General features: G+C 69.8%; 19 protein-coding genes. 4 read left to right on the forward strand and 15 right to left on the reverse strand.

Annotated elements, in window-relative coordinates; genetic code table 11:
• Positions 1-32: 32 nt before the first annotated feature.
• The 7 genes from AB0E94_RS38040 to AB0E94_RS38070 form a co-directional block, all read right to left on the reverse strand.
• Positions 33-1,304, reverse strand: coding sequence for an ABC transporter substrate-binding protein (locus tag AB0E94_RS38040; protein ID WP_360336564.1), 1,272 nt, complete (start codon positions 1,302-1,304; stop codon positions 33-35).
• Positions 1,301-2,326 (reverse strand): branched-chain amino acid ABC transporter permease, encoded by a 1,026-nt coding sequence (locus AB0E94_RS38045; RefSeq protein ID WP_360336566.1) that lies wholly within the window; start codon positions 2,324-2,326, stop codon positions 1,301-1,303. The genes AB0E94_RS38040 and AB0E94_RS38045 overlap by 4 nt, the downstream gene beginning before the upstream one ends.
• The gene (locus tag AB0E94_RS38050) at positions 2,323-3,201 is read right to left on the reverse strand and encodes a branched-chain amino acid ABC transporter permease (protein ID WP_360336568.1); all 879 of its coding nucleotides are present in this window, start codon (positions 3,199-3,201) and stop codon (positions 2,323-2,325) included. The genes AB0E94_RS38045 and AB0E94_RS38050 overlap by 4 nt, the downstream gene beginning before the upstream one ends.
• A gap of 2 nt (positions 3,202-3,203) precedes the next feature.
• Positions 3,204-3,923 carry an ABC transporter ATP-binding protein gene (locus AB0E94_RS38055; RefSeq protein ID WP_360336570.1) on the reverse strand — a complete coding sequence of 240 codons (720 nt, stop codon included), beginning with the start codon at positions 3,921-3,923 and terminating at the stop codon, positions 3,204-3,206.
• A 174-nt stretch (positions 3,924-4,097) separates the two neighbouring features.
• Positions 4,098-4,805: an ABC transporter ATP-binding protein gene (locus AB0E94_RS38060; RefSeq protein ID WP_360336572.1), complete on the reverse strand. Its 708-nt coding sequence runs from the start codon at positions 4,803-4,805 to the stop codon at positions 4,098-4,100.
• Positions 4,806-4,932: 127 nt separating this feature from the next.
• Positions 4,933-5,568, reverse strand: coding sequence for an alpha-ketoglutarate-dependent dioxygenase AlkB (locus AB0E94_RS38065; RefSeq protein ID WP_360336574.1), 636 nt, complete (start codon positions 5,566-5,568; stop codon positions 4,933-4,935).
• Positions 5,569-5,577: 9 nt separating this feature from the next.
• Complete coding sequence (locus tag AB0E94_RS38070) at positions 5,578-7,143, reverse strand: MFS transporter (RefSeq protein WP_360336576.1); 1,566 nt, start codon at positions 7,141-7,143, stop codon at positions 5,578-5,580.
• Positions 7,144-7,232: 89 nt separating this feature from the next.
• Here AB0E94_RS38070 and AB0E94_RS38075 point away from each other — a divergent pair, with 89 nt between their 5' ends.
• On the forward strand, positions 7,233-7,970 hold the full coding sequence (locus tag AB0E94_RS38075) for a TetR/AcrR family transcriptional regulator (protein ID WP_360336578.1): 738 nt from the start codon (positions 7,233-7,235) through the stop codon (positions 7,968-7,970).
• Positions 7,971-7,990: 20 nt separating this feature from the next.
• On the opposite strand, the gene AB0E94_RS38080 is transcribed toward AB0E94_RS38075, so the two are convergent.
• From AB0E94_RS38080 to AB0E94_RS38115, 8 genes are all read right to left on the reverse strand, one after another.
• The gene (locus tag AB0E94_RS38080; protein ID WP_360336580.1) at positions 7,991-8,569 is read right to left on the reverse strand and encodes a GNAT family N-acetyltransferase; all 579 of its coding nucleotides are present in this window, start codon (positions 8,567-8,569) and stop codon (positions 7,991-7,993) included.
• 257 nt (positions 8,570-8,826) lie between these two features.
• Positions 8,827-9,783, reverse strand: coding sequence for a succinate dehydrogenase/fumarate reductase iron-sulfur subunit (locus AB0E94_RS38085; protein WP_360336582.1), 957 nt, complete (start codon positions 9,781-9,783; stop codon positions 8,827-8,829).
• The gene (locus tag AB0E94_RS38090; protein WP_360336584.1) at positions 9,780-11,675 is read right to left on the reverse strand and encodes a fumarate reductase/succinate dehydrogenase flavoprotein subunit; all 1,896 of its coding nucleotides are present in this window, start codon (positions 11,673-11,675) and stop codon (positions 9,780-9,782) included. The genes AB0E94_RS38085 and AB0E94_RS38090 overlap by 4 nt, the downstream gene beginning before the upstream one ends.
• An 11-nt stretch (positions 11,676-11,686) precedes the next feature.
• Complete coding sequence (locus tag AB0E94_RS38095) at positions 11,687-12,478, reverse strand: hypothetical protein (protein WP_317790211.1); 792 nt, start codon at positions 12,476-12,478, stop codon at positions 11,687-11,689.
• Between the two features lie 191 nt (positions 12,479-12,669).
• Positions 12,670-14,124 carry a metallopeptidase TldD-related protein gene (locus AB0E94_RS38100; RefSeq protein ID WP_360336586.1) on the reverse strand — a complete coding sequence of 485 codons (1,455 nt, stop codon included), beginning with the start codon at positions 14,122-14,124 and terminating at the stop codon, positions 12,670-12,672.
• Between the two features lie 61 nt (positions 14,125-14,185).
• The gene (locus AB0E94_RS38105) at positions 14,186-15,622 is read right to left on the reverse strand and encodes a TldD/PmbA family protein (RefSeq protein ID WP_360336588.1); all 1,437 of its coding nucleotides are present in this window, start codon (positions 15,620-15,622) and stop codon (positions 14,186-14,188) included.
• Between the two features lie 31 nt (positions 15,623-15,653).
• Positions 15,654-16,262, reverse strand: a complete 609-nt coding sequence (locus AB0E94_RS38110) for a Uma2 family endonuclease (RefSeq protein WP_360336590.1) — start codon at positions 16,260-16,262, stop codon at positions 15,654-15,656.
• 17 nt (positions 16,263-16,279) lie between these two features.
• Positions 16,280-18,040, reverse strand: coding sequence for a prolyl oligopeptidase family serine peptidase (locus tag AB0E94_RS38115; protein ID WP_360336592.1), 1,761 nt, complete (start codon positions 18,038-18,040; stop codon positions 16,280-16,282).
• A gap of 93 nt (positions 18,041-18,133) precedes the next feature.
• Between AB0E94_RS38115 and mshB the strand changes: the two genes are divergently transcribed.
• The 3 genes from mshB (at position 18,134) to AB0E94_RS38130 (ending at position 20,118) form a co-directional block, all read left to right on the forward strand.
• Positions 18,134-19,000, forward strand: coding sequence for an N-acetyl-1-D-myo-inositol-2-amino-2-deoxy-alpha-D-glucopyranoside deacetylase (mshB, locus tag AB0E94_RS38120; protein ID WP_360336594.1), 867 nt, complete (start codon positions 18,134-18,136; stop codon positions 18,998-19,000).
• Positions 18,997-19,572 carry a hypothetical protein gene (locus AB0E94_RS38125; protein WP_360336596.1) on the forward strand — a complete coding sequence of 192 codons (576 nt, stop codon included), beginning with the start codon at positions 18,997-18,999 and terminating at the stop codon, positions 19,570-19,572. Before mshB ends, AB0E94_RS38125 begins: the two co-directional genes overlap by 4 nt.
• An 81-nt stretch (positions 19,573-19,653) precedes the next feature.
• A complete protein-coding gene (locus AB0E94_RS38130) occupies positions 19,654-20,118 on the forward strand; it encodes a hypothetical protein (protein WP_360336598.1) in 465 nt (154 codons plus the stop codon).
• Positions 20,119-21,489 lie beyond the last annotated feature (1,371 nt).

Below are 21,489 nucleotides of genomic sequence, written 5' to 3' on the forward strand. Positions count from 1 at the left end.
TGAGTCGTATTTTTGCAGTTTGCGTGCAGATATTACGCGGTAGGCACGCCGCTCTGTGGCGGTGTCACGGCCTGCCCCTGGTACGCCGTGACCGGGCCGTCCCCGTCGTCGGTGGTGTACGGGGTGCCGAAGAACACCGCCTTACCTCCCTCGACCTTGGTGAGCTGAGCTCCGGCGTATCCCGAGTGGTCCGCGGCCGAGAACCGCAGCGGAACCAGGCCGGGGCCCTGGAAGCCGTTCTTTGTGACGGCTTCCAGCAGCTTGTCGCGGGTCACGTCCTTGCCGGCAGCCTGGAGCGCCTGCACGAACAGATATCCGACCGACATGCCGTACACGATGTTGTTGTCGAACTCGGCGTTGCCGTTGTGCTCCGTGTTGACCTTCTTGAACAGCTGGATCCACGGGTTCGCGTCGTCGGTGTTCAGCGGCAGGTAGTTGGTCGCCACCACGCCTTCGAGCAGCGGAGCCCCGGTTCCGAGCGCTTTGCCGACGGTGGTCGGGTCGGCGCCGACGTTACTGACCACGAACTGCGGTTTGAACGCAATCTTCGCAGCGGTGCCGATCGACAGGGCAGTGAAACCGGGCACAGTCGCCAGCACGACCACCTCACAGCCGGCCGCCTTGAGTGCGCCCATCTGCGGCCCGACGTTCGGGTTGCTGGTCACGTAGCTCTCCTTGGCCGCGACCGAGCCGAGGATCTTCTCCACGCCGGCCAGGCTGTCCCGGCCGAAGTCGTCGTCCTGGCCGAGGAAGCAGGTCTTCTTCCCGGCCAGGTTCTCCTTGATGTAGGTGCCCAGGATCTTGCCCTCGACCGTGTAGTCCGGGTTGAAGCCGAACGTCCCCGGGTACTTGTCGGCCTGGTTCCAGCTGCGGCTGCCACTGGCCACGAAGAGGTCGGGGACCCGGTTGGTCTTGAGGAAGTCGAGCACGCCGGTGTGTGTGGGTGTGCCGAGACCGTTGAGGATCGCGAAGACCTTGTCCTGCAGCACCAGCTCACGCACCACGGTCTGGGTGTTCGCCGGGTTGTAGCCGTCGTCCTTGATCTTGTAGGTGATCTTGCGGCCGTGCACGCCGCCGTTCGCGTTGACGTAGTCGAAGTACGCCTTGGTGGCCGGCGCGATCTTCGAGTAGCCGCCCGCGGCCGGGCCGGTCAATGGCATGTGCGTGCCGACCACGATCTCCGTGTCGGTCACCCCGGGCACGTTCGTGCTGCCACCGGGGGTGCTGCCGCCGTCGTTCGTGCAGCCGGCCGTGGCCGCGGCCAGCAGCACGACGGACAGAGCCGCCGTCGTTATCCGTTTCATCGGTTCCTCCTGATCAGGCGTGAAATTCGGGATGGGATCGAAGCGAGGCCGCCCGGGGCGGCGAGCATGACGACGACGAGCACGACACCGAAGACGATCAGCGCGAGGTTTCCCTCCAGCCGCTGCGAACCGGCCTGCTCACCGAGGGACTGGGACAACGTGGGCAGCACGACCAGGAGCAACGCGCCCCACAGGGCGCCGAAGAGGCTCCCCAGCCCGCCGATCACGATCGCCATGACCAGGAACAGCGAGAGCGTCAACGGGAATGCGCCTGGGGACACGCTCTGCGCCAGATAGGCGAACAGGGCGCCGGACACCCCGGCGCAGACGGCGCTCACCACGAACGCCAGCACCTGGGTACGCGCGATGTTGATGCCGGCCAGCTTGGCGGCGGTCTCGTCGTCCCGGACCGCCCGCAGGTCACGCCCGAACCGGCCGCGCACCAGCAGCGCCAGCAGGAGCACCACGACCAGCGCCGCGCTCCAGCACAGCCAGGCCTGCCACTGCTCCATCGGGTACTGCTCGGGCGGCGGGTTCAGGTACACCGACAGGCCCTGATCGCTGTTGAACGTCTCGTCGAACGTGCTGGTCACCGACGGGACCACGATCGCCACGGCGAGCGTCAGACCGGCCAGATAGGGGCCGCGCAACCGGGCCGCGGCCAGCCCGATGATCGCGCCGACCAGGGTCGTGACCAGCACCGCGGCCGCGAAGCTGACCGGTAGGTTCGCCCACTTGTTCTGGGTCAGCGCCAGCGTGTAGGCGCCGGTGGCCATCAGTGCGCCGTGGCCCAGCGACAACTGCCCGTTCAGTCCGGTCAGGACGGTGAGCCCGGCGGTCACGCAGAAGTAGGCGCCCACCGTGGCCAGCTGATAGTTCCGGAACGGCGGCAGCACGTAGGTCAGCGCGACCACCAGGACCGCGCCGGCCGCGATCACGAACACCGGATGCACCCGCCGCCGGCGCCGCGCTCCGGGTGGCGCCTTCGTGCCGGTCTCCGGCCGGGCCTCGATCGCGGTCATGCCACCCTCGCTTTCGAGCTGGAGAACAATCCGCCCGGCCGGCCGAGCAGAACCACGACGAGCAGGGCGAGAACCGCCATCGGGGCGACCGTGACGTCGATGTATCCGCTGACGTACGACAGCAGGACGCCGACGATCAGCCCGCCCACGACCGCGCCGATCGGGCTGTCCAGGCCACCGACCACGGCGGCCGCGAACGCCGACACGAAGACCACGTCCATCGCCGTCGGGTGCACGCCCAGTTCGGTGGGGACGACCAGGATCCCGGCCAGTGAGCCCACCGCCGCCGCCAGCGCCCAGCCGAGCGTCAACATGCCGCCCACCGACACCCCGAGCAGCCGGGAGACATCCGGCGCGAAGGCCGCCGCGCGCATCCGCAACCCGATGGCGGTACGGGTGAACAGCAGCGTGAGAGCGACGACGACGGTGCCCACCGCCGCGAAGACGAACAGGTCGTACCGGGACAGCATCGCCACCCCGCCCACCTCGAACGCGTCCCGGCTGAACGGTGTCGCGAACGGCAGGTACTCGTTGCCGTAGACGATGCCGAGCACCCCTTGCAGGATCAGGACCAGCCCGAGCGCGACCACCACCCCGTTGAGCGGTGACGAGTGGTCGACGAACCGCATCACCACCCGTTCGACGGTGACGCCCAGCACCAGCCCGGCCAGCAGCGCCGCCGCGAACCCGAGCCAGTACGACCCGGTGGCGTCGGTGACCGAGTACGCGACGTACACGGTGGACACCGCCATCGCGCCCTGTGCGAAGTTGACGATCCGCGCGGCCCGCCAGATCAGCACCAGGGCCAGCGCGAACGCGGAATAGACCAGCCCGCGGCTGAGCCCGTCGAAGGTGAGGTAGATGAACTCGCTCATGTTCAGAACCCCAGGTAGGCGTGACGGAGGTCGGCGTCGTCGCGGAGCACCGACGCCTTGTTGCGCACCACCACCCGGCCCAGCGCGAGCACCACACCCTCGTCGGCGATGGAGAGGGCGCTGCGCACGTTCTGCTCGACCAGCAGAACCGCGAGCCCGGTACGTTCCCGCAGGTCACGTAGCAGGGTCATGATGTGGCGGGTCACCTTCGGCGCGAGGCCCAGCGACGGCTCGTCGAGCAGCAGCAACCGTGGCCGGCCGATCAGCGCCCGGCCCAGCGCCAGCATCTGCCGCTCCCCGCCGGACAGCTGGTGCCCGGCGAAGGTCCGGCGTTGCGCCAGGGGCGGGAACAGGTCGTAGACCTCGTCGAGAGCGACTTTCGCGTCGGCCCGGTCGCGCCGCCACAGGCCGCCGAGCCGCAGGTTCTCGTCGACGGTGAGCTCGGTGACCACGCCCCGGCCCTCCGGAACGTGTGCGATGCCCCGCCGCACCAGGTGCTCCACTTTGGTGCCGGCCAGGTCGTCGCCGTCCAGCAGGACCCGGCCGCGTGTGCTGCGGACCAGGCCGGACAGGGTGCGCAGCAGGGTCGTCTTGCCGGCGCCGTTCGCCCCGAGCACGGCGACGATCTCCCCCGGCCGGACGGTGAGATCGACGTCGTGCAGGACGGGCGCCGCGCCGTATCCGGCGGTGAGGCCTTCGACCTGCAACAACGCGCCGCTCATCGGCCTTCTCCGGCCGACTCCGGGGTATGCGTGATCATCGGCGCTCCTTCCCTCGGGGCCGCTCATGGACGTGTTTCGGGTATGCCGAGGAGAGCCGGGACACGACCGGCTTTCCGGATATGCGAAATCAGAGGCCGGTCAGGGCCCCGTGAAACAGATGAAGCTGAAAAAGGATCAGGCCGCCGCGCCGAGATAGGCCTCGGTGACCTTGGGATTCGCGCTGATCTCGGCTGGCGAGCCGAGCGCGATCGGCTTGCCGAAGTCGAGGACCAGGATCTCGTCGCAGACCGACATCACCAGGTCCATATGGTGCTCGACCAGCAGAACGGTGGTGCCGGTCTCCTTGATCAGAGCGCCGAGCCAGGCGATCTCGTCGGCGTCCAGGCCGCCGGCCGGCTCGTCGAGCATCAGGATGCGCGGCTTCGCCACCAGGGCGCGAGCCAGCTCGATGCGTTTACGGATCGCGTACGGCAGTGCGCCCGGATGAGCGCCCGCATAACGCGCGACGCCGCACCGGTCGAGCGCGGCCAGCGCCTCGGACTCCGCGTGCCGGTGGCGGGCGCCGACCATCACGTTCTCCAGCACTGTCATGCCGGCGAACTGGCCGACCCCCTGGAGGGTCCGGGCGATGCCCAGACGGTTCAGGTGGTGCGGGCGGGGCCGCCAGGGGCTCCCGTCCAGAGTGAGCGACCCGGAGGTCGGCTGCACGAAACCACAGATGACGTTGAAAAGGGTGGTCTTGCCCGCGCCGTTGGGCCCGATGACGCCGACGATCCGCCCCGGCGCCACGCGCAGGGAGACGTTGTCGAGAGCGGTCAGGCCGCCGAAGCGGACCGTGATGTCGTGGAGCGCAAGCTCCTTGAGCTGGGAATCTGTTGACATGACCGCCTCGCCGGACCGGTGGAAGTCCTGTAAGGGAGATGGAGCATCAACTATTTACACTTGGAGTGTAACTTTCTCGGCGGACTCGTCAACCACTTGCAATGTCCGCGTTACCGGAGAGCTCTGATCAGGCCACTCCGGCCGGCCGGAACTGCACGCTGATGCGTGGTCCGACGGCTTTCGCGGTCTTCGGCACGGCGTGCTCCCAGGTGCGCTGACAGGACCCGCCCATCACGATCAGATCGCCGTGCCCGAGCGGGAACCGCAGCGTCTCGTGGCCGCCGGCACGTGGTCGCAGCAGCAGGTTGCGGGGTGACCCGAACGAGACGATGGCGACCATGGTGTCCTCGGTGGCGGACCGCCCGATGGTGTCGCCGTGCCAGGCCACGCTGTCGCGGCCGTCGCGGTAGAGGCACATGCCCGCGGTCACGAACTCCTCGCCCAACTCCTCGGCGTAGTGCCGGTTGAGCTCGGCCCGCGCCGTCACCAGGGCGGGATGTGGCAGATGCTCCCGCGGGCCGAACCACCGCAGGAGCCGGGGGACGTCGACGACGTCGTCATACATCTTCCGCCGCTCGGCCCGCCAGTCGATGCCGAGCAGGGTCTCGAACACCGCGTCGGAGCCGTGCAGCCAGCCGGGCAGCACGTCGACCCAGGCGCCGGCGGTGAGCCGGTGCCGGGTGAGGCGGCCGGTCAGTGACGCGACCGCCTCAGCCGGCCCGGACATCAGGTCGAACATCGATGGCTGGTAAGCGCTGGTCATGGCGCCACTTTAGTACGGGCGTTCGATCCTGGTCGGCTCCGAGTCCGTGCCTGTGGACAACGGCGCACCGTATACAGCTTCTGTGGACAACGGATCGGGGCCGCCCGGAACCGTGGCAGGCTTCGGGCGCAACACCGCGGCGGCCAGCACCGCCGCTGCGACCCCGCCCACCACCCCGATGAGAGAGGTGACCGCAATGGCGTCGACGAATGCCGCCCGCGCCGCATCGGCCAGTCCCGCGTCACCAGTGGCGGCCGCGACACCGAGAGCGTCGCCGAGCGAGTCCCGGGCCGGGCCGGTGGTGCCGGACGGCATGGCCGCGCGGTAGGCGGTGGTCAGCACGCTGCCCAGCACGGCGACGCTCAGCGCGGTCCCGATCTGCTGCACCGTGTCGTTGACCGCCGACCCGACGCCGGCCCGCTCCGGCGGCAGCGCGCCGAGCAGCGTTCCCACCGCGGCCGGCGACGCCACGCCACTGCCCATTCCGATGATCACCAGGGCGGCCGCGAGCTTCAGGTAGCCGTCCGCCGGATCCAGCGATGCCAGCACCGCGAAGCCACCCGCCACCAGGAGCAGGCCGGCCGACAGGGCCACCCGCGCGCCGAACCGTTTGTCGACCAGCACGCCGACGCCGTTGAAGGCCATCGTCGTCACGATCATCGGGATGAAGGCCGCCCCGGCCCGGATCGGCTCATAACCGAGGACGAACTGGAGGTACTGCGTGATCGCCAGCATCACCCCGCCGGCCGAGAAGGAGAGCAGCACGAGGGACAGGCTGGCGCCCCGGAAGTTGCGATCGCCGAAGAGAGACAGCGGCAGCATGGGTTCGGCGACCCGGCGTTCCCAGAGGACGAACCCGATCAGCGCGACCAGGGCGACCACGAAACCACCCGCGGTGCGCGGTGACTCCCAGCCGTGTCCGGGCGCCGAGATGACGCCCCAGACCAGGGCGGTCATGCCGATCGTGGAGAGCAGCGCGCCGACCGTGTCGGGCCTGGTGGCCGGGCCCTTCGACTCCGGAATGACGGCCACCGCGGCGACGATCCCGAGGATCGCGATCGGGATGTTCAGCAGGAAGACCGAGCCCCACCAGAAGTGCTCCAGCAGCAGGCCACCGAGCGTCGGGCCGCCGAGGGCGCCGAGCATCAGGACCGAGCTCCAGATGGCGATCGCCTTCTTGCGTTCGTCCTCGCCGAAGACCGTGGTGAGGATGGCGAGCGTGCCCGGCATCAGGAAGGCGGCGCCCAGGCCCATCACGCCACGGACCGCGATCAGCTGGCCCGGGGTCTGGCAGAGGGTGGCCAGCACCGAGGCGCCGCCGAAGACCACCAGACCGACGACCAGGCCCAGGCGGCGGCCATGGCGATCGGAGAGGCTTCCGGCGGTGAGCAGCACGCCCGCGAAGACCAGGATGTACGCGTCGATGATCCACTGAATGTCGGCGGTGCTCGCGCCCAGATCGCGGATCAGCGACGGGATCGCGATGTTGAGGACCATGTTGTCCACCACGACCACGAGCAGGCTCAGGCAGAGAACGCCCAGGATCAGCCAGCGCCGTGGATGACGGTCAGCCATCGGAACTCCTCCCTCGTACAGTGTTCGGGTTGGCTCGCACACTGTACTACTGGACTCGAACAGTGTGCGAGGACCCTTAAGATGAACCCATGCCCGACTTCAGCGACTCGGTGTGGACCCGCCCGGCCCGTGCGCGTACCGGACAGCCGACGCTCAGCCGCGAGCAGATCGTCCGCGCGGCGATCGAGCTGCTCGACGCCGAGGGCGCCGCCGGGCTGAGCATGCGCCGGCTCGGTGCCCGGCTCGGCTCTGGCGCCACCTCGCTCTACTGGCACGTCGCCACCAAGGACGACCTGCTCGAACTGGCCGTCGACGAGGTGATGGGGGAGGTCTACGTTCCGGAAGCCGGCGATGCGCCCTGGCGGATCGGGGTGTCGGTGATGGCCGGCGGGATGCGGGCCATGCTGCTGCGGCATCCGTGGGTGATCGGCATGCTCGGTGTGCGGCCCACGATCGGGCCCAACGTGATGCGGATGAGCAATCGCAGTGTCGGGCTGTTCTCCGCGGCCGGGTTCACCGGGCCGACCCTGTCCCACGTGCATTCGCTGATCACGGCGCACGTGATCGGATCGGCGACCACCGAGGCGGCGGTCAGCGCCGCGGTGATCAGGTCCGGGCAGTCAGCGGCGGAGCTGCGCAAGAGCCTGGAGCCGTTCATGGAGAAGGCGATCGGCGAGTATCCGGAGTACGCCAAGTGGCGGGAGGAGAGCGGCGTCCTCGAGATGGAGCCGGACAAGGTCTGGGATCAGAGCTTCGCCTTCGGGCTGGAGCGCATCCTTGACGGTCTCGAGCTCTGGTTGGCCGGCGACAAAGGCGAGACGGAGTAACCACCCGCGGCGACCAGCGGTCAGGCCGGGGGATCGGTGGCCAGGCGGGCGTGGGCGTGCATGTCGTGCCAGCCGTCGGCGTGGCGGGCCTCGCTGCGCTTGGTTCCCTCCAGCAGGTAGCCGCATCTGGCGGCCACCTGACAGGACGCGGCGTTCGCGGTGGAATGGCTCAGGTCGAGCCGGTGCAGGCCCAGTTCGGTGAAGGCCCAGGTGGTCAGTGCGGTCAGGGCTTTCGGGGCGATCCGCTTTCCCCGGGCGGCCGGGAGTGTCCAGTAGGAGATCGCGGCCATCCCCTCGGTCAGGTCGATCCCGCGGAGGCCGATCTGCCCGGCCACCACACCGTCGGCCTCGACGGCCCAGCATGCCTCGGTCTCCATCAGCCAGCCTGCCCGCCACCTGGCGATCCAGGCCAGGGCCTCGTCGTCGTCCAGGCTCCGGCAGTGCCACCGCTGGATGTCGGGGTCGGCGAAACCGGCCACGACGGAGGGGAGGTCGGCGGTCGTCCACGCTCGCAGGAGCACGCCGTCTCCGGTGATCGCCATCTGGTCCATGGACGCGAGAGTTCCCGCGGGCAACGCGGGCGTGACAAGCGAAGGCACCCGCTGACCCTAAGACAGCGGGCCGCGGGGAGAGGACGGCGGGCCGCGAGGAGAGGGCGGCGGGCCGCGAGGAGAGGACGGTGGGCCGCGTGGAGAGGACGGCGGGCCGCGGGAAGAAGACGGCGGGCTCCCCGAAAAGGGGCCACCGCCTCAGCCCGGCGGCCGCGTTTCGGCCGGGACCGGGCTGAGACGTCGCGTGGTAGCCGACGGGACGGGGTGGTTCGGCGGGACTGTCCACCCCGTACCGGAAAGGGGGTCTATTTCTCGGGGTTGGGATGGTGGTAGGTGACCTGCTCCGGCGGCAGCGGGAACTCGATGTCCTCGCCGAAGGGGGAGAGGCCGCCCTGGAGGGGCGCCGCGAGTTCGGCGATGTCCATGTGGCCGTCGGGACCGACCGGCGCGCCCTCAGGAAGGCGGGCGCTGGACAGTGACGGGTTGACAGTGGACGGGGCGCCGGGGCGTTCGAGCTGGTCGCGGCGGAGGATCTTGCGGCCCAGCCAGACCAGCGGGTCGTAACGCCTGTCGACGACGCGTTCCTTCATCGGGATGATCGCGTTGTCAGTGATCTTGATGTGTTCGGGGCAGACCTCGGTGCAGCACTTGGTGATGTTGCAGTAGCCGAGACCCTGGCTGGCCTGCGCGTACTCCTTCCGGTCGGAGAGGGAGTCGAGCGGGTGCATGTCGAGCTCGGCGGCGCGGATGAAGTAGCGCGGGCCGGAGAAGGCCGGCTTGTTCTCGTCGTGGTCGCGGATCACGTGGCAGGTGTTCTGGCAGAGGAAGCACTCGATGCACTTCCGGAACTCCTGGCTGCGTTCCACGTCGACCTGCTGCATCCGGTACTCGCCGGGGGCGACGCCGGCCGGCGGGGCGAACGCGGGTGTCTCCCGTGCCTTCTCGTAGTTGAAGGACACGTCGGTGACCAGGTCACGGATCACCGGGAAGGTCCGGATCGGGGTGATCGTGATGGTCTCGTTCTCCTCGAACGTCGACATCCGCGTCATGCATCCGAGCCGGGGCTTGCCGTTGATCTCCATCGAGCAGGAGCCGCACTTGCCGGCCTTGCAGTTCCACCGGCAGGCCAGGTCGGGCGCCTCGGTGGCCTGCAACCTGTGGATGATGTCGAGGACGACCTCGCCCTCGTTCACCTCGACGTCGAAGTTGCGCAGGTCGCCGCCGGACGCGTCGCCGCGCCAGACACGGAATCGGCGTTTCACTCGGCCTCCCTCTCGGCCAGTTCCTCTTCGGTCAGGTACTTGGCCAGCTCACTGCGCTCGAACAGGTTGAACAACTCGTCGCGCATCCGCGGCACCGGCTTGCGTTCCAGGTGCACCTCGCCGGATTCCTCCAGCGAGCAGACCAGGTTGACGCGCCGCCACTCGGGGCTCATCTTCGGGAAGTCCTCGCGGGTGTGGCCGCCGCGCGACTCCTCCCGCTCGAGCGCCGCCTTGGCCGTGCACTCCGAGACGACCAGCATGTTGCGCAGGTCGAGAGCCAGATGCCAGCCGGGGTTGTACCGCCGCCCGCCGCTCGCGCCCACGTTCGCGACCCGGACCCGCAGCTCCTGGAGCTTCTTCAGCGCGTCGGAGAGTTCGCCCTCGCGCCTGATGATGCCGACCAGGTCACCCATCACCGCCTGAAGATCCTGCTGGAGGGTGTACGGGTTCTCGCCCCCGTCCTGGACCAGAGGCGCCAGCGCGACCTCGACGGCGGCCGCCACGTCGACCTTCGACGGCTTCGGCCGGGCCGGCAGAGCGTCCACGTAAGCCGAGGCGTGCTCACCGGCCCGCTTGCCGAAGACCAGCAGGTCGGACAGGGAGTTGCCGCCCAGCCGGTTGGACCCGTGCATGCCGCCGGACACCTCACCCGCCGCGAACAGGCCCTGAACCGTGCCGAGCGCCGCACCGGTGTCCGGCTCGACCTCGACGCCACCCATCACGTAGTGGCAGGTCGGCCCGACCTCCATCGGCTCCTTGGTGATGTCGACGTCGGCCAGCTCCTTGAACTGGTGATGCATCGACGGGAGCCGCCGGATGATCTGCTCGGCCGGCATCCGGGTCGACACGTCCAGGTAGACACCCCCGGCCGGGCTGCCCCGGCCCGCCTTGACCTCGCTGTTGATGGCCCGGGCCACCTCGTCACGGGGCAGCAGCTCGGGCGGGCGGCGGTTGTTGTCCGGATCGGTGTACCAGCGGTCGCCCTCCTCCTCGGTCTCCGCGTACATCTTGCGGAAGACGTCGGGGACGTAGTCGAACATGAACCGCTTGCCCTCGGAGTTGCGCAGCACCCCGCCGTCACCGCGGACCGACTCGGTGACCAGGATGCCCTTCACGCTGGGCGGCCAGACCATGCCGGTCGGGTGGAACTGGAGGAACTCCATGTTGATCAGCGTCGCCCCGGCGCGCAGCGCGAGCGCGTGGCCGTCACCGGTGTACTCCCACGAGTTCGAGGTGACCTTGTAGCTCCGGCCCACCCCACCGGTCGCCAGCACCACCGCCGGCGCCTCGAAGAGCAGGAACTCGCCCGACTCCCGGTAGTAGCCGAACGCCCCGGCCACCCGGTCGCCGTCGAGCAGCAGCTCGGTGATCGTGGTCTCCTGGAACACCCGGATCCGCGAGTCGTAGCTGCCGGTCTCGGCGAAGTCCTGCTGCTGGAGCGACACGATCTTCTGCTGCAAGGTCCGGATCAGTTCCAGGCCGGTACGGTCGCCGACGTGCGCCAGGCGCGGGTACTCGTGACCGCCGAAGTTGCGCTGCGAGATCTTGCCGTCCTTGGTCCGGTCGAAGAGCGCGCCGTACGTCTCCAGCTCCCAGATCCGCTCCGGCGCCTCCTTGGCGTGCAGCTCCGCCATCCGGAAGTTGTTCAGGAACTTGCCGCCCCGCATGGTGTCCCGGAAGTGCACCATCCAGTTGTCGTTGCTGTTCACGTTGCCCATCGCAGCCGCGGCCCCGCCCTCGGCCATCACCGTGTGGGCCTTGCCGAACAGCGACTTCGAGATGATCGCAGTACGTTTCCCGGCGAGCCGGGCCTCGATCGCCGCGCGCAGGCCGGCCCCACCGGCCCCGATCACGACGACGTCGTACAGGTGTCGTTCGATCTTCGTGCTCATCGCCCGCCCTTTCAGTTGATGATGCGCAGGTCGGTGAACCAGTCGGCGGCGAGACCCATGATGTAGAAATCGGTCAGCGCCAGGGTGCCGAGCGTGATCCAGGCCAGCTGCATGTGGCGGGTGTTGAGCTTGGACACGAAGGTCCAGAAGCGGTAGCGGACCGGGTGCTTGGAGAAGTGCTTCAGCCGGCCGCCCGCGATGTGCCGGCAGGAATGGCAGGACAGGGTGTACGCCCACAGCATGATCACGTTGACCCAGAGGATCACGTTGCCCAAGCCGAGCCCGGTGGTCTGCGCATGCACGGCGTCCCAGGTGTTGATCACCGAGATGACGCCGGCCGCGTAGAACGCGTACCGGTGCGCGTTCTGGAAGATCAGCGGGAACCGGGTCTCACCGGAGTAGGTCTTGTGCCCGTCCGGCACGGCGCACGCCGGCGGCGACAGCCAGAACGCCCGGTAGTACGCCTTCCGGTAGTAGTAGCAGGTCAACCGGAACAGCAGCAGGAACGGCAGAGTGAACGCCGCCTCCGGGAGGAGGAAGAAGCTCGGCAACGGGGTGCCGAACATCGCCGCCTCGCCGCATATGTCGGTGACGCAGGGTGAATAGAACGGGGTCAGATAGTGGTACTCCGGGACGAAGAACCAGTCGTGCATGAACACCCGGACGGTGGCGTAGGTGACCCACGCGCCCAGGCCGATAAAGGTCACCAGCGGCGCGAGCCACCACCGGTCGGTACGCAAGGTCCGCGCCGCGATGGCCGCGCGAGCCTTACCGCCGCCCGGCGTCGTTGCCGTCGTCGTCATTCCATCTCCCTGACAGTGCCGTGTACAGGGTCGGGACCCGACGAGGTCAGGGCACAGTGATGCCCCACGCCGCCGTCGTGTCACGACAGTGATGTGGGGCACACGTTACGCCGAAGGTCTGACTCTTTGCGGACTGGGTCACAAAAACATCATCCCGGCGGGCAAAGATCATCGCCTATGAAGTAGCTGATCTATCCCGAGGCGTTGCCCGTCACGTTCCACTCGGCCAGATGCAGGGCCGGCGCCGCATAGCGGGCACGCCCCCACGACTCGGGCAGCAGCACCGTCTCGGAGCCGATCCCGAGCACCCGGCCGGGCCCCAGCGCCCGTGGATAGGACTGGGTGAACCGCACATTGCTCACCGCCGACGTCACCTCGCCATCCTCCACCAACCACACCCCGTTACGGGTCAAACCGGTGATCACCAATGCTTTCGGGTCGAGCACTCGCGTATACCACAAATCGGTGATCAGCAGCCCTCGGCGCACCCCGGCGACCAGCGGGCGGGCCGAGTCGGCGATCACCCCGGTGCCACCCGACCCCGGCGCGGAACCCCGCAGCGGGGCCGCCTCCAGGCGCAGATGCGTGGCACGCGGGCCCCACGAACGCGACGCGGGCGAAGCGTGCCCGGTCGACACCGCGCCGGCCAGCGCCGCCGACGTGCGGTCGTGTGTCACCGCGGTGGTCACCCCGTCACGAACCAGCACCAACGGCCGCCGCGGGGTGCCCTCGTCGTCGAACGGCAGGTCGGCGGCCGGCTCCTCGCGGCTGCCGAGCGGCTCGTCCACGATGGTCACCGACGGGTCGAACTGCTCCCGGCCCAGCTCGGCGAAGCTCTGCTGGTGGTGGTGCGCCTTGCCGTCGAACCCGAAGACCGCGAAGTTCTCCAGGAGGTCACGGACCGCGTCCGGCTCGAGCACCACCTCGTAGTGGCCCGGTGGCAGCTCGACCGGGCCGCGGGCCGCCCGCGCCTTCGCCGCCGCCCGGGCGCCGAGCACCGCGCCGTCCAGATCGGCCAGCCGGGCCGCCGCCAGCCGGGCCACCCCGTCGGCGCCGTCGCAGCGGGCGATGCCGTCCATCGCGGCCTCCGCCGTGCGGCCCTCGACCGCCTGGCCCGCGCTGTTGGCGAACGCGGCCGACACATACACGGTCCGGCAGTAACCGGCCGTCTCCAGGCCGCCGGCCGCCCGCACGAAGTCGCCGACCCGCTCGGCCCGCTCGGCCGGATCGGCCCGGGCGGTCGCCTCGTCGAACCCGAACGCCAGCCCCGACCGCTCACCCGAACCCGGATGGCCCGCCGACAACCGCAGCGCCGCCGGCGGGGCCAGACCCGGCCAGGATTTGTCGACAGGCGACACCCGGACCGCCGCGAGGGTCCGCTCGACAAGCGTCCGCAGGCCGTCGGCGCTGGTCACGGTCGTCGAGCCACCTGCCGTGCGCCCGTCGGCGTGCAGCCGCAACCGAACCCCCGTGGCCGCCGACGCCACATTCTGATGGATCGTCGAATTCGCGAACCGGGTCAGCGCCTCGGCATCGTGCCGGACGTTCACCTCGGCCTCCGCCGACCGCCCGGCCAACTCCCGCACGATCTCGATGACGCGGGCCGCGAGCTCCAGCTCGGCCCCCGCGCGACCACCCCCGCTCATGCCGCAACCCCCGCCGCCGGATCGGCCGCCGATTCCGCCGCCTGGAAAGAGAAAGACCTGGTCATCCCCGCACCCCCACCCGGACGTTCGTGAACCGGGCCGGTGCCGCCGGATGCCCGGTGTGCCCGATCTGGCCGGGCTGGCCCTTGCCGCAATTGGGCGTGCCCCACGCGATCGTCTCGCTCGACAGCATGTCCATCGCCTGCCAGAACCTCGGGCCGATCCCGGTGTAGGTCGGGTTGCGCAGCATCCGGCCCAGCTTCCCGTTCTTGATCTCGTAGCCGATCTCGCACCCGAACTGGAAATTCAGCCGGCGGTCGTCGATCGACCAGGACCTGTTGACATCCATGAACACGCCGTCGCCGGTCGACGCGATGATCTCGTCGAGGGTGTGCGGACCGGGCTCCAGACCGACATTCGTCATCCGCACCATCGGCAGCCGGGACCAGCCGTCCGACCGCACACTGCCCGCATAGTCCAGCCCGGCGATCGCCGCCGAGTCACGCCCGGCCAGCACCCCCACCCACAGGCCGTCGCGGACCGCGTGCCGTTTCGCCGCCGGAGTGCCCTCGTCGTCGAAGCCGAAACTGCCCAGCGCGCCCGGGAACGTCGGATCGATGGTGATGTTCATCAGCTCGGAGCCATACCGCAGCGAACCCAGCCGGCTCAGATCCAGCCAGCTCGTGCCCGCGAACGCGGCCTCCCAGCCGAGAATCCGGTCCAGCTCGATGGCGTGCCCCACCGACTCGTGGATCTGCAACGCCAGCTGCTCACCACCGAGCACCAGCGTGGTCTCACCGGACGGGCACAGTGGCGCGGTCAGCAGCGCCCGCGCCTCCTCGGCCATCCGCGGCGCGTTGCCCACCAAGTCGATCTCGTTGACCAGCTCCCAGCCGCGGGTGCCGAACTGGCCACGATGCGACGGCCAGGACCGGCGCTGCACCTCGCCGTCACCGATCGCGATCGCGGTCACGCCCGCGCCGCACTCACGGATGTGCTGGTCGATGCGGTGGCCCTCGCTGGAGACGAACCACTTACGCGTATCCCAGATGGCGTAATTGGCCTCGGCCACGTCGGCGCCCGCGGCTTTCGCCGCCTCGGTCGCCCGGACCAGCAGGTCACCCTTGTCGGACAGCGGAACCCCGAGCGGATCGATCACGCAGTCGGAGGCCCAGCTCGCCGTGATCGGGCGGGCCGGCACCAGATCGGCCGGAAGACCCGGGACCGCGGCACTCGCGGCGGCGATCTGAGCGGCGCGTCTCCCGGCGGCCCGTGCGGACGGTTCGGTCAGATCGGGTACGGCGTAGAAGCCCCACCCGGAGCCGACCAGGGCTCGCACTCCCAGCCCCGCGCTCTCGTCGAAGCCGAGATCCTCGACGTCGCCGTCACGGGCCGACATGGTCTCGGATCTCCGCACCATCACCCTGGCGTCGGCATAGCGGGCGCCGGCGTCGAGCGCGGCCTGCACTGCCGCCCCCGCCTCATCGAAGTGGGTCATGACCCGACCCTATGCGCCGGGTGCGACAGTTTCAGCGAGGCGGCAGCAGATCCGCCGGATCGATGGTCGCAACCACGGGCTCGGTCAGCTCCAGCAACTCCCCGGGGGCGGCCTTGGCGTGCTCGGTGTACCGGTCACCGTCCAGGCGGAACAGGTGGAAGGTCTCGCTCCGGGGATCGATCAGCAGATACCAGGGGATACCGGCTTCCGCGTAGTAGCGCATCTTCTGGACAGTGTCTGCCGACGCGTTGGAGGGTGAGACGACCTCGCAGATCAGCTGCACTGCGCTGGCATCGGTCACCCGGTCGTCGAAGTTGATCTCTGTCGTGATGAGGAAATCAGGAATGCGGATATGGCCGGGGTCGAGGCGGATGCCCGCGCCGGGAAAGGAATAGAGCCCAGCGCTGCGGACTGCGTGGTACAGCTCGACCAGAAGGCTGGCAACGATGTACTGATGGCCGTTGGTCGGGGTGGGGATCACTACCAGGCTCCCGTTGAAAAGCTCGATGCGCTCGGGCGTTTCGCCGATGGCCAGATACTCCGACTCGGTCCAGTAGTGGTTCTCGAGGTGGAGGAGTGCAGTCGTCATGGCGTCTCCCGTCTTGTCAGGGGGAAACTGTCCCACACCTACCTGCTCCATGACAACCTCCCTGGTGACTACCACCCCTGCAGGAAGGTTAGCTCCTCCTCGAAGGTCACGGCAGGCCGCGACGCGAAGCCGTCCAGCTCGGCATCGACCAGCAGCACGGCCGCCGACGTCCCGGCCTCGTGCAGGGAGTGGTGGGCGTACACGTCGGAGGAGTCGTTCCGGTCGCCCAGGTAACGCTCGGCCACCGGCCCCGGCAGCTCGCTCCAGTCGATCACCGGCCGGTGCGCGACCGCCCGGTGGAAGTCCTCCGGCCGCCGCAGCACGGCCAGCGCGGCCAGCCATCCGCCCAGCCCACGGCCGCGCACCGCGACCCGGTCGAGATCGAGATCCGGATGTTTGCCGTGCAGGGCGTGCAGGGCGTCGGCCTGGTCGGCGAGCACCACGTCGGCCAGCCGCCGGTGCACCGCCTTCTCGAAGCTGGGGGCGACTCCGGGCGTACCCCGGGAATCGACGCTGACCACCGCGAAGCCGGAGTCGGCGAACCGCTGTCGCTCCCGCCACGCCGATGGGTCCGCCAGGACCTGCTGATGCCCGGGCCCGTCGCCCAGGGTGACCAGCACCGGAAGCCTGGTCCCGCCGACGTGCCCGGCCGGGTAGAGGACCGCGGCCGGCAGCCGCCGGTCGGTGACCCGCTCCAGCACCGGCTCGGGCAGCCCGCTCAGGTCCGGCGCCGGCGCCCGCAACGAGATCACCCGGTCGCCGTGCCACACCCGATTTCCGGCGACCAGCACGTCACCGCCGACGGTGACCCGGTCCGCGCCGGTGAGCAACGCCACCCGGGTGACCTCGGGCCCGCCCCCGCCGAGCGAGGTGCGCACCCGATACACCTCCCGCACGGCCGGCTCGCCGAGGCTGCCCTCGACGATCAGGTCCGGCGCCCCGGCCGGGCCACCCGGCCGGGGCAGGGTGCCGGCCACCCGCCGCACGTAGAGGCCGGGCGGGGTGAGCAGGCTGCCGTCGGCGAAGAGGCAGCGCGCGTCGAAACCGTCGTGCGCGAGCTCGCCGCCGACCAGCACGCGGCCGTCCGGCAGGTGCCGCGGCGTGCCCGGGATCGGCTCCACCCAGCGGGCGTCGGCGAGCTCGGCGTGCACCTGGGTCTCGCCGGTGCGCGGGTCGATCGAGAGAACCAGGCCGTGCTGCTGCATCCGGCGCAGCACGGTGATCAGCGGGCCGCCGCCGACCCAGCGGACCTGCGCCAGGTAGGGGTAGGTCTCCCGGTCCCAGTGCACGTCGACCCAGCCGTCGTCCAGGTCGAGCAGATGCAGGCTGACCGTCCGGGCGCTGCGCACGGCCAGGATCTGCGATCCGTCCGGCGACCACCACCAGCCTCTGGTACGCCCGAACTCGCTCGCCCACGTCCCCGGCATCCCCCAGGAGATGGTCCCGCCGTGTTCGCGCCACGCGTTGCCCGGCTCGCCGGCCAGCAGCCGGTCCGCGGCCGGCCCGGTGACGTGCAGCGACGCCGCTCCGCCGGGGTCGGTGAGGTAGCCGATGGCCTGCCCGAGCGGGTCCGGCCGGGCGTCGAAGACGGGGCCGGCCGCCGGCACCGCGGCGACCGTGCCGTCGACCAGGTCGGCCCGGAACAGCTCGCCACCGCACACCACGGCGGCGATCCGCGCGTCACGGTCGGTCGCGTAGGAGTCGACGGGCCCGATGGCGATCCGGCGCTCCACCCCGCTGGGCAGGTCGAGCAGCCAGAGCTCGGACGAGCGGAGGAACACTACTCGGGCGCCATCGGCCCCGACGGTCACGGCGTACGGGTACTCCACACTCCCAGCATTGCCGATCGGGGGCGACTCGCGCCGGGCAAACCGCGGGCTGGTGAGCCGAACCTGTCGGTGGTCGCGCGTACAGTATCCGCCGTGACTGAAGAGTTGCCCGCCCGCCGCCTGCTGCTGGTCCACGCGCACCCCGACGACGAGGTGATCGGCACCGGCGCGACCATGGCCCACTACGTCTCGACAGGCGCCCATGTGACCCTGGTGACCTGCACCCTCGGTGAGGAGGGCGAGATCCACGTCCCGGAGCTGTCGAGACTCGCCGCCGCCGAGGCCGATCAGCTGGGCGGTTACCGCCTGGTCGAGTGGGAGCGCGCCTGCTCCGCCCTCGGTGTCACCGACCGCCGCATGCTCGGCGGCACCGGCCGTTACCGGGATTCCGGGATGATGGGGCTGCCCACCAACGAGCATCCGCGCGCGTTCTGGCAGGCCGACGTCGAGGAGGCGGCCGCCCACCTGGTCGAGATCATGCGGGAGATCCGCCCGCAGGTCATGATCACCTACGACGAGAACGGGTTCTACGGCCACCCCGACCACATCCAGGCCCACCGGGTCGCGATGCGCGCCGCCGAGCTGGCCGGCGTGGACGGCCCGGAGAAGATCTACTGGACGGCCATGCCGCTGAGCGTGCTGCTGGACGGCATGGAGGCGTTCCGCGATTCGGAGAGCAATCCGTTCGCCGATGTGGAGAAGGTCGACGACCTGCCGTTCGGCACGCCCGACGAGGAGATCGCGGCCCGGATCGACGGCACCGACCACTACGCGAAGAAGACCGCGGCGATGCGCGCCCACGCCACCCAGATCCCGGACAACTCCTGGCTCTACGGGATCGCCGGCGACTTCGGCGGCGAGTTCATGGGCGTGGAGTACTACACGCTCGCCAAGGGCGCCCGTGGTCCCGGCTCGGGGCCGCACGGCTGGGAGTCCGACCTGTTCAGCGGGCTGGCATGACGGACGAGAAGGCGCCCGCCGAGGAGTCGGCCGTGGCGGCCCCCGCTGAGGAGTCTGCCGTGGTGACCTCCGCCGAGGAGTCGGCAGCGGTGACCGAGGAGCCGCCGGCCGCCGGTCTGCCCGACGATGTGAAGGACATCCTCCTCCGGGTCGCCGGTCTGGCCGTCGCGCTCGTCGCCACCGTCCTCACCGCCTTCATCGAGCTGGAGCTGAGCGCGCTGCGGATCGGGGCGATCGGCGCGATGATCGACGGCGACTCCCCGTGGACCGGCAGCGGCGCCCCGCTGCCGGTGGCCGTCCCGCTGACGATCGCGGTCAACCTGGCGATCGCCTGGTTCGCCGTGACGACGACCCGCCGCCGCTGGGCGGCCGGCCCGCCGTGGGCGCTGTGGACGCTGCTCATGCTGGTCGCCGCCGGCACCCGGACGTCCGAGGGCGACTACCTGCTCGGCGGGTCCAACTGGGTGGCCCTGGTGACGATCCTGGCCGGCAGCCTCACCTTCGCGGTGTTCGTGTACCGGATGATCCTGGCCCCGGCGCCGAGGGACAGCCAACTCCCAGGAAGCGTCTAGGAATCCCGGCACATCATCGGCGAGGATGAGCGCTACGATCCCGCAACGCAGGATTCACGGTGCGCTTTCCAGGAGGACGACATGAGGCAGCAACGTTGGTTCCGGATCACGGTGCTGGCCGTCGCCCTGTTCGCGGTCAACGTGCTCGCGCGGCTGGTCATCCGGCTCTCGTCGGAGGACGACAGCGGCCAGGGCATCGCCTCGATCGTCATGTTCGCGGTGATCGCGGTGATCCTCGCCGTTCTGACGTTCGTCAGGTCGCAGCGGCAGGCGCCGGGCGGCTGGCTGCCCGACGTAGGGTTCGGCGCGCTCGGCGGGATGGCCCTGACCGTCCTGCTCGGACCGCTGGTGAGCGGCCACGGCCCGTTCGCCAACGGTGCGGGTGACTTCTTCGCCCAGATCTGGCTGTACTCGGCCTGTGCGATCGTCGGCACGGTGATCGGCTACTGGACGGCCGTCATGCTCGGCCGTGACTACCGGTCCCGGGCGCTGAAGGCGTACACCGAGGCCCGCAAGGTCCGCCCCCGCCGGGTCGTCGGCCGCTAGCCCGAGCCGCGCCCGTCCTGCACCGTTACGCCCCGTCGCGATCTTGTGGAGTTCCGCGCTCGAGTTGCGCCATTTGCGCAGCGACATCGCGGGTCAGGGCCGACGCTGAAGTGAGTCTTGCATTCGTCCTGGTCAGCGCCATCCTCAGCGAACTCCGCAAGATCACCGCGAGGTCTGATGACCTTGGGTGGCCGTCCGGAGGCGGTGCCGGGAGCGGGCCGCCGAGGACGGGTCCGCCGGCCGGAGCGGTGGTCGGCGCACACGTTGCCTGGGTGCAGCGGTGGTCAGCGCACACGTTGCCTGGGTGCAGCGGTGGTCAGCGCCCATGCCTGGGCGCAGCGATGGTCAGCGCACACGTTCGCCGATCGTGTGCGCCTGCTTCGCGCCGACGGGGATGGGCGCACGCGTTGTGCCGTCCGTGTGCGCCGGTCGTTGTTCCGGCGGGGGTGAAGTCGCACGTTGCCGCCTTGTGTGCGCTGGTCGTCGCCCGCCGGAGACCACGCCGAGCCGAGCGCCGGCGACCGCCTCGGGCGGACGGTTTGGCGACCGCGTCTGGCCGGCCGCCGGCGACCGCGTTGGGCCAAGCGCCGGCGACCGTGGCTGGCGGAAGGTTCGCGACCGGGGTTTACCGAACACCGGCGACCGGGGCTGGCCGAGGGGTCGGCGGCCGTCATCGTGGAAGCCCAGAAGACCGTGACGCGGTTCGCCGGAGGCGGGACTCGCTCGAGTTTCGCCATGCCGTTGATCTGGGCGGTGGATTTTCCCCGGCTGGGAGGACGTCGAGGGTTCGACCGCACGATCAGTGTCAGCAGGACCATCGACACCCGGCCCACCGGCCACACGGCCCGGGCCAAGAATCGGTGCGTCCTGCAGTGATGCCAGGCCCGCGGGCAGGCCGGCGCCGATCAGCATTCCGGTCACCGCCCCGCCGCTGCCGGCGGGCGGCAACCCGGACACCGGCGTCACGAACGTGGCGAACGCCGGCGCGATGAAACACGCCCGGAAGTGACACCGCAGCCGAAACCCGGGACCGGGGTGACGCCACGACCGGAAGCATCAACGAACAGCCCTCTCTGCAGCGGAGGGCAAGGTTCGTCGATGCTCCTTTCCACCGTCCATCCCGACGAACACCCGGTGCGCTGTCACCTCGGGCGGCGGCGTCCACAAGGCCGGCGTGACCGACGCAAACGATCCCCAAATGGCGAAACTCGAGCGCGGACAGTTGAAGCTTCTTCAAGGCTTTCGCCGTTTCCGCGGTCAATCCCTCTGCCGTGCGAGGTCACGTCCGCTGGCGTGGTGTAAGAGGCAGCCAGCGCGATCCGTGTGTGTTGATCTTATGCGGCGATTGCGGTGGTTTCGAGGATTTCGGTG

Source organism: Actinoplanes sp. NPDC026670, assembly GCF_040638175.1.
In the GTDB taxonomy this organism is placed as follows: domain Bacteria; phylum Actinomycetota; class Actinomycetes; order Mycobacteriales; family Micromonosporaceae; genus Actinoplanes.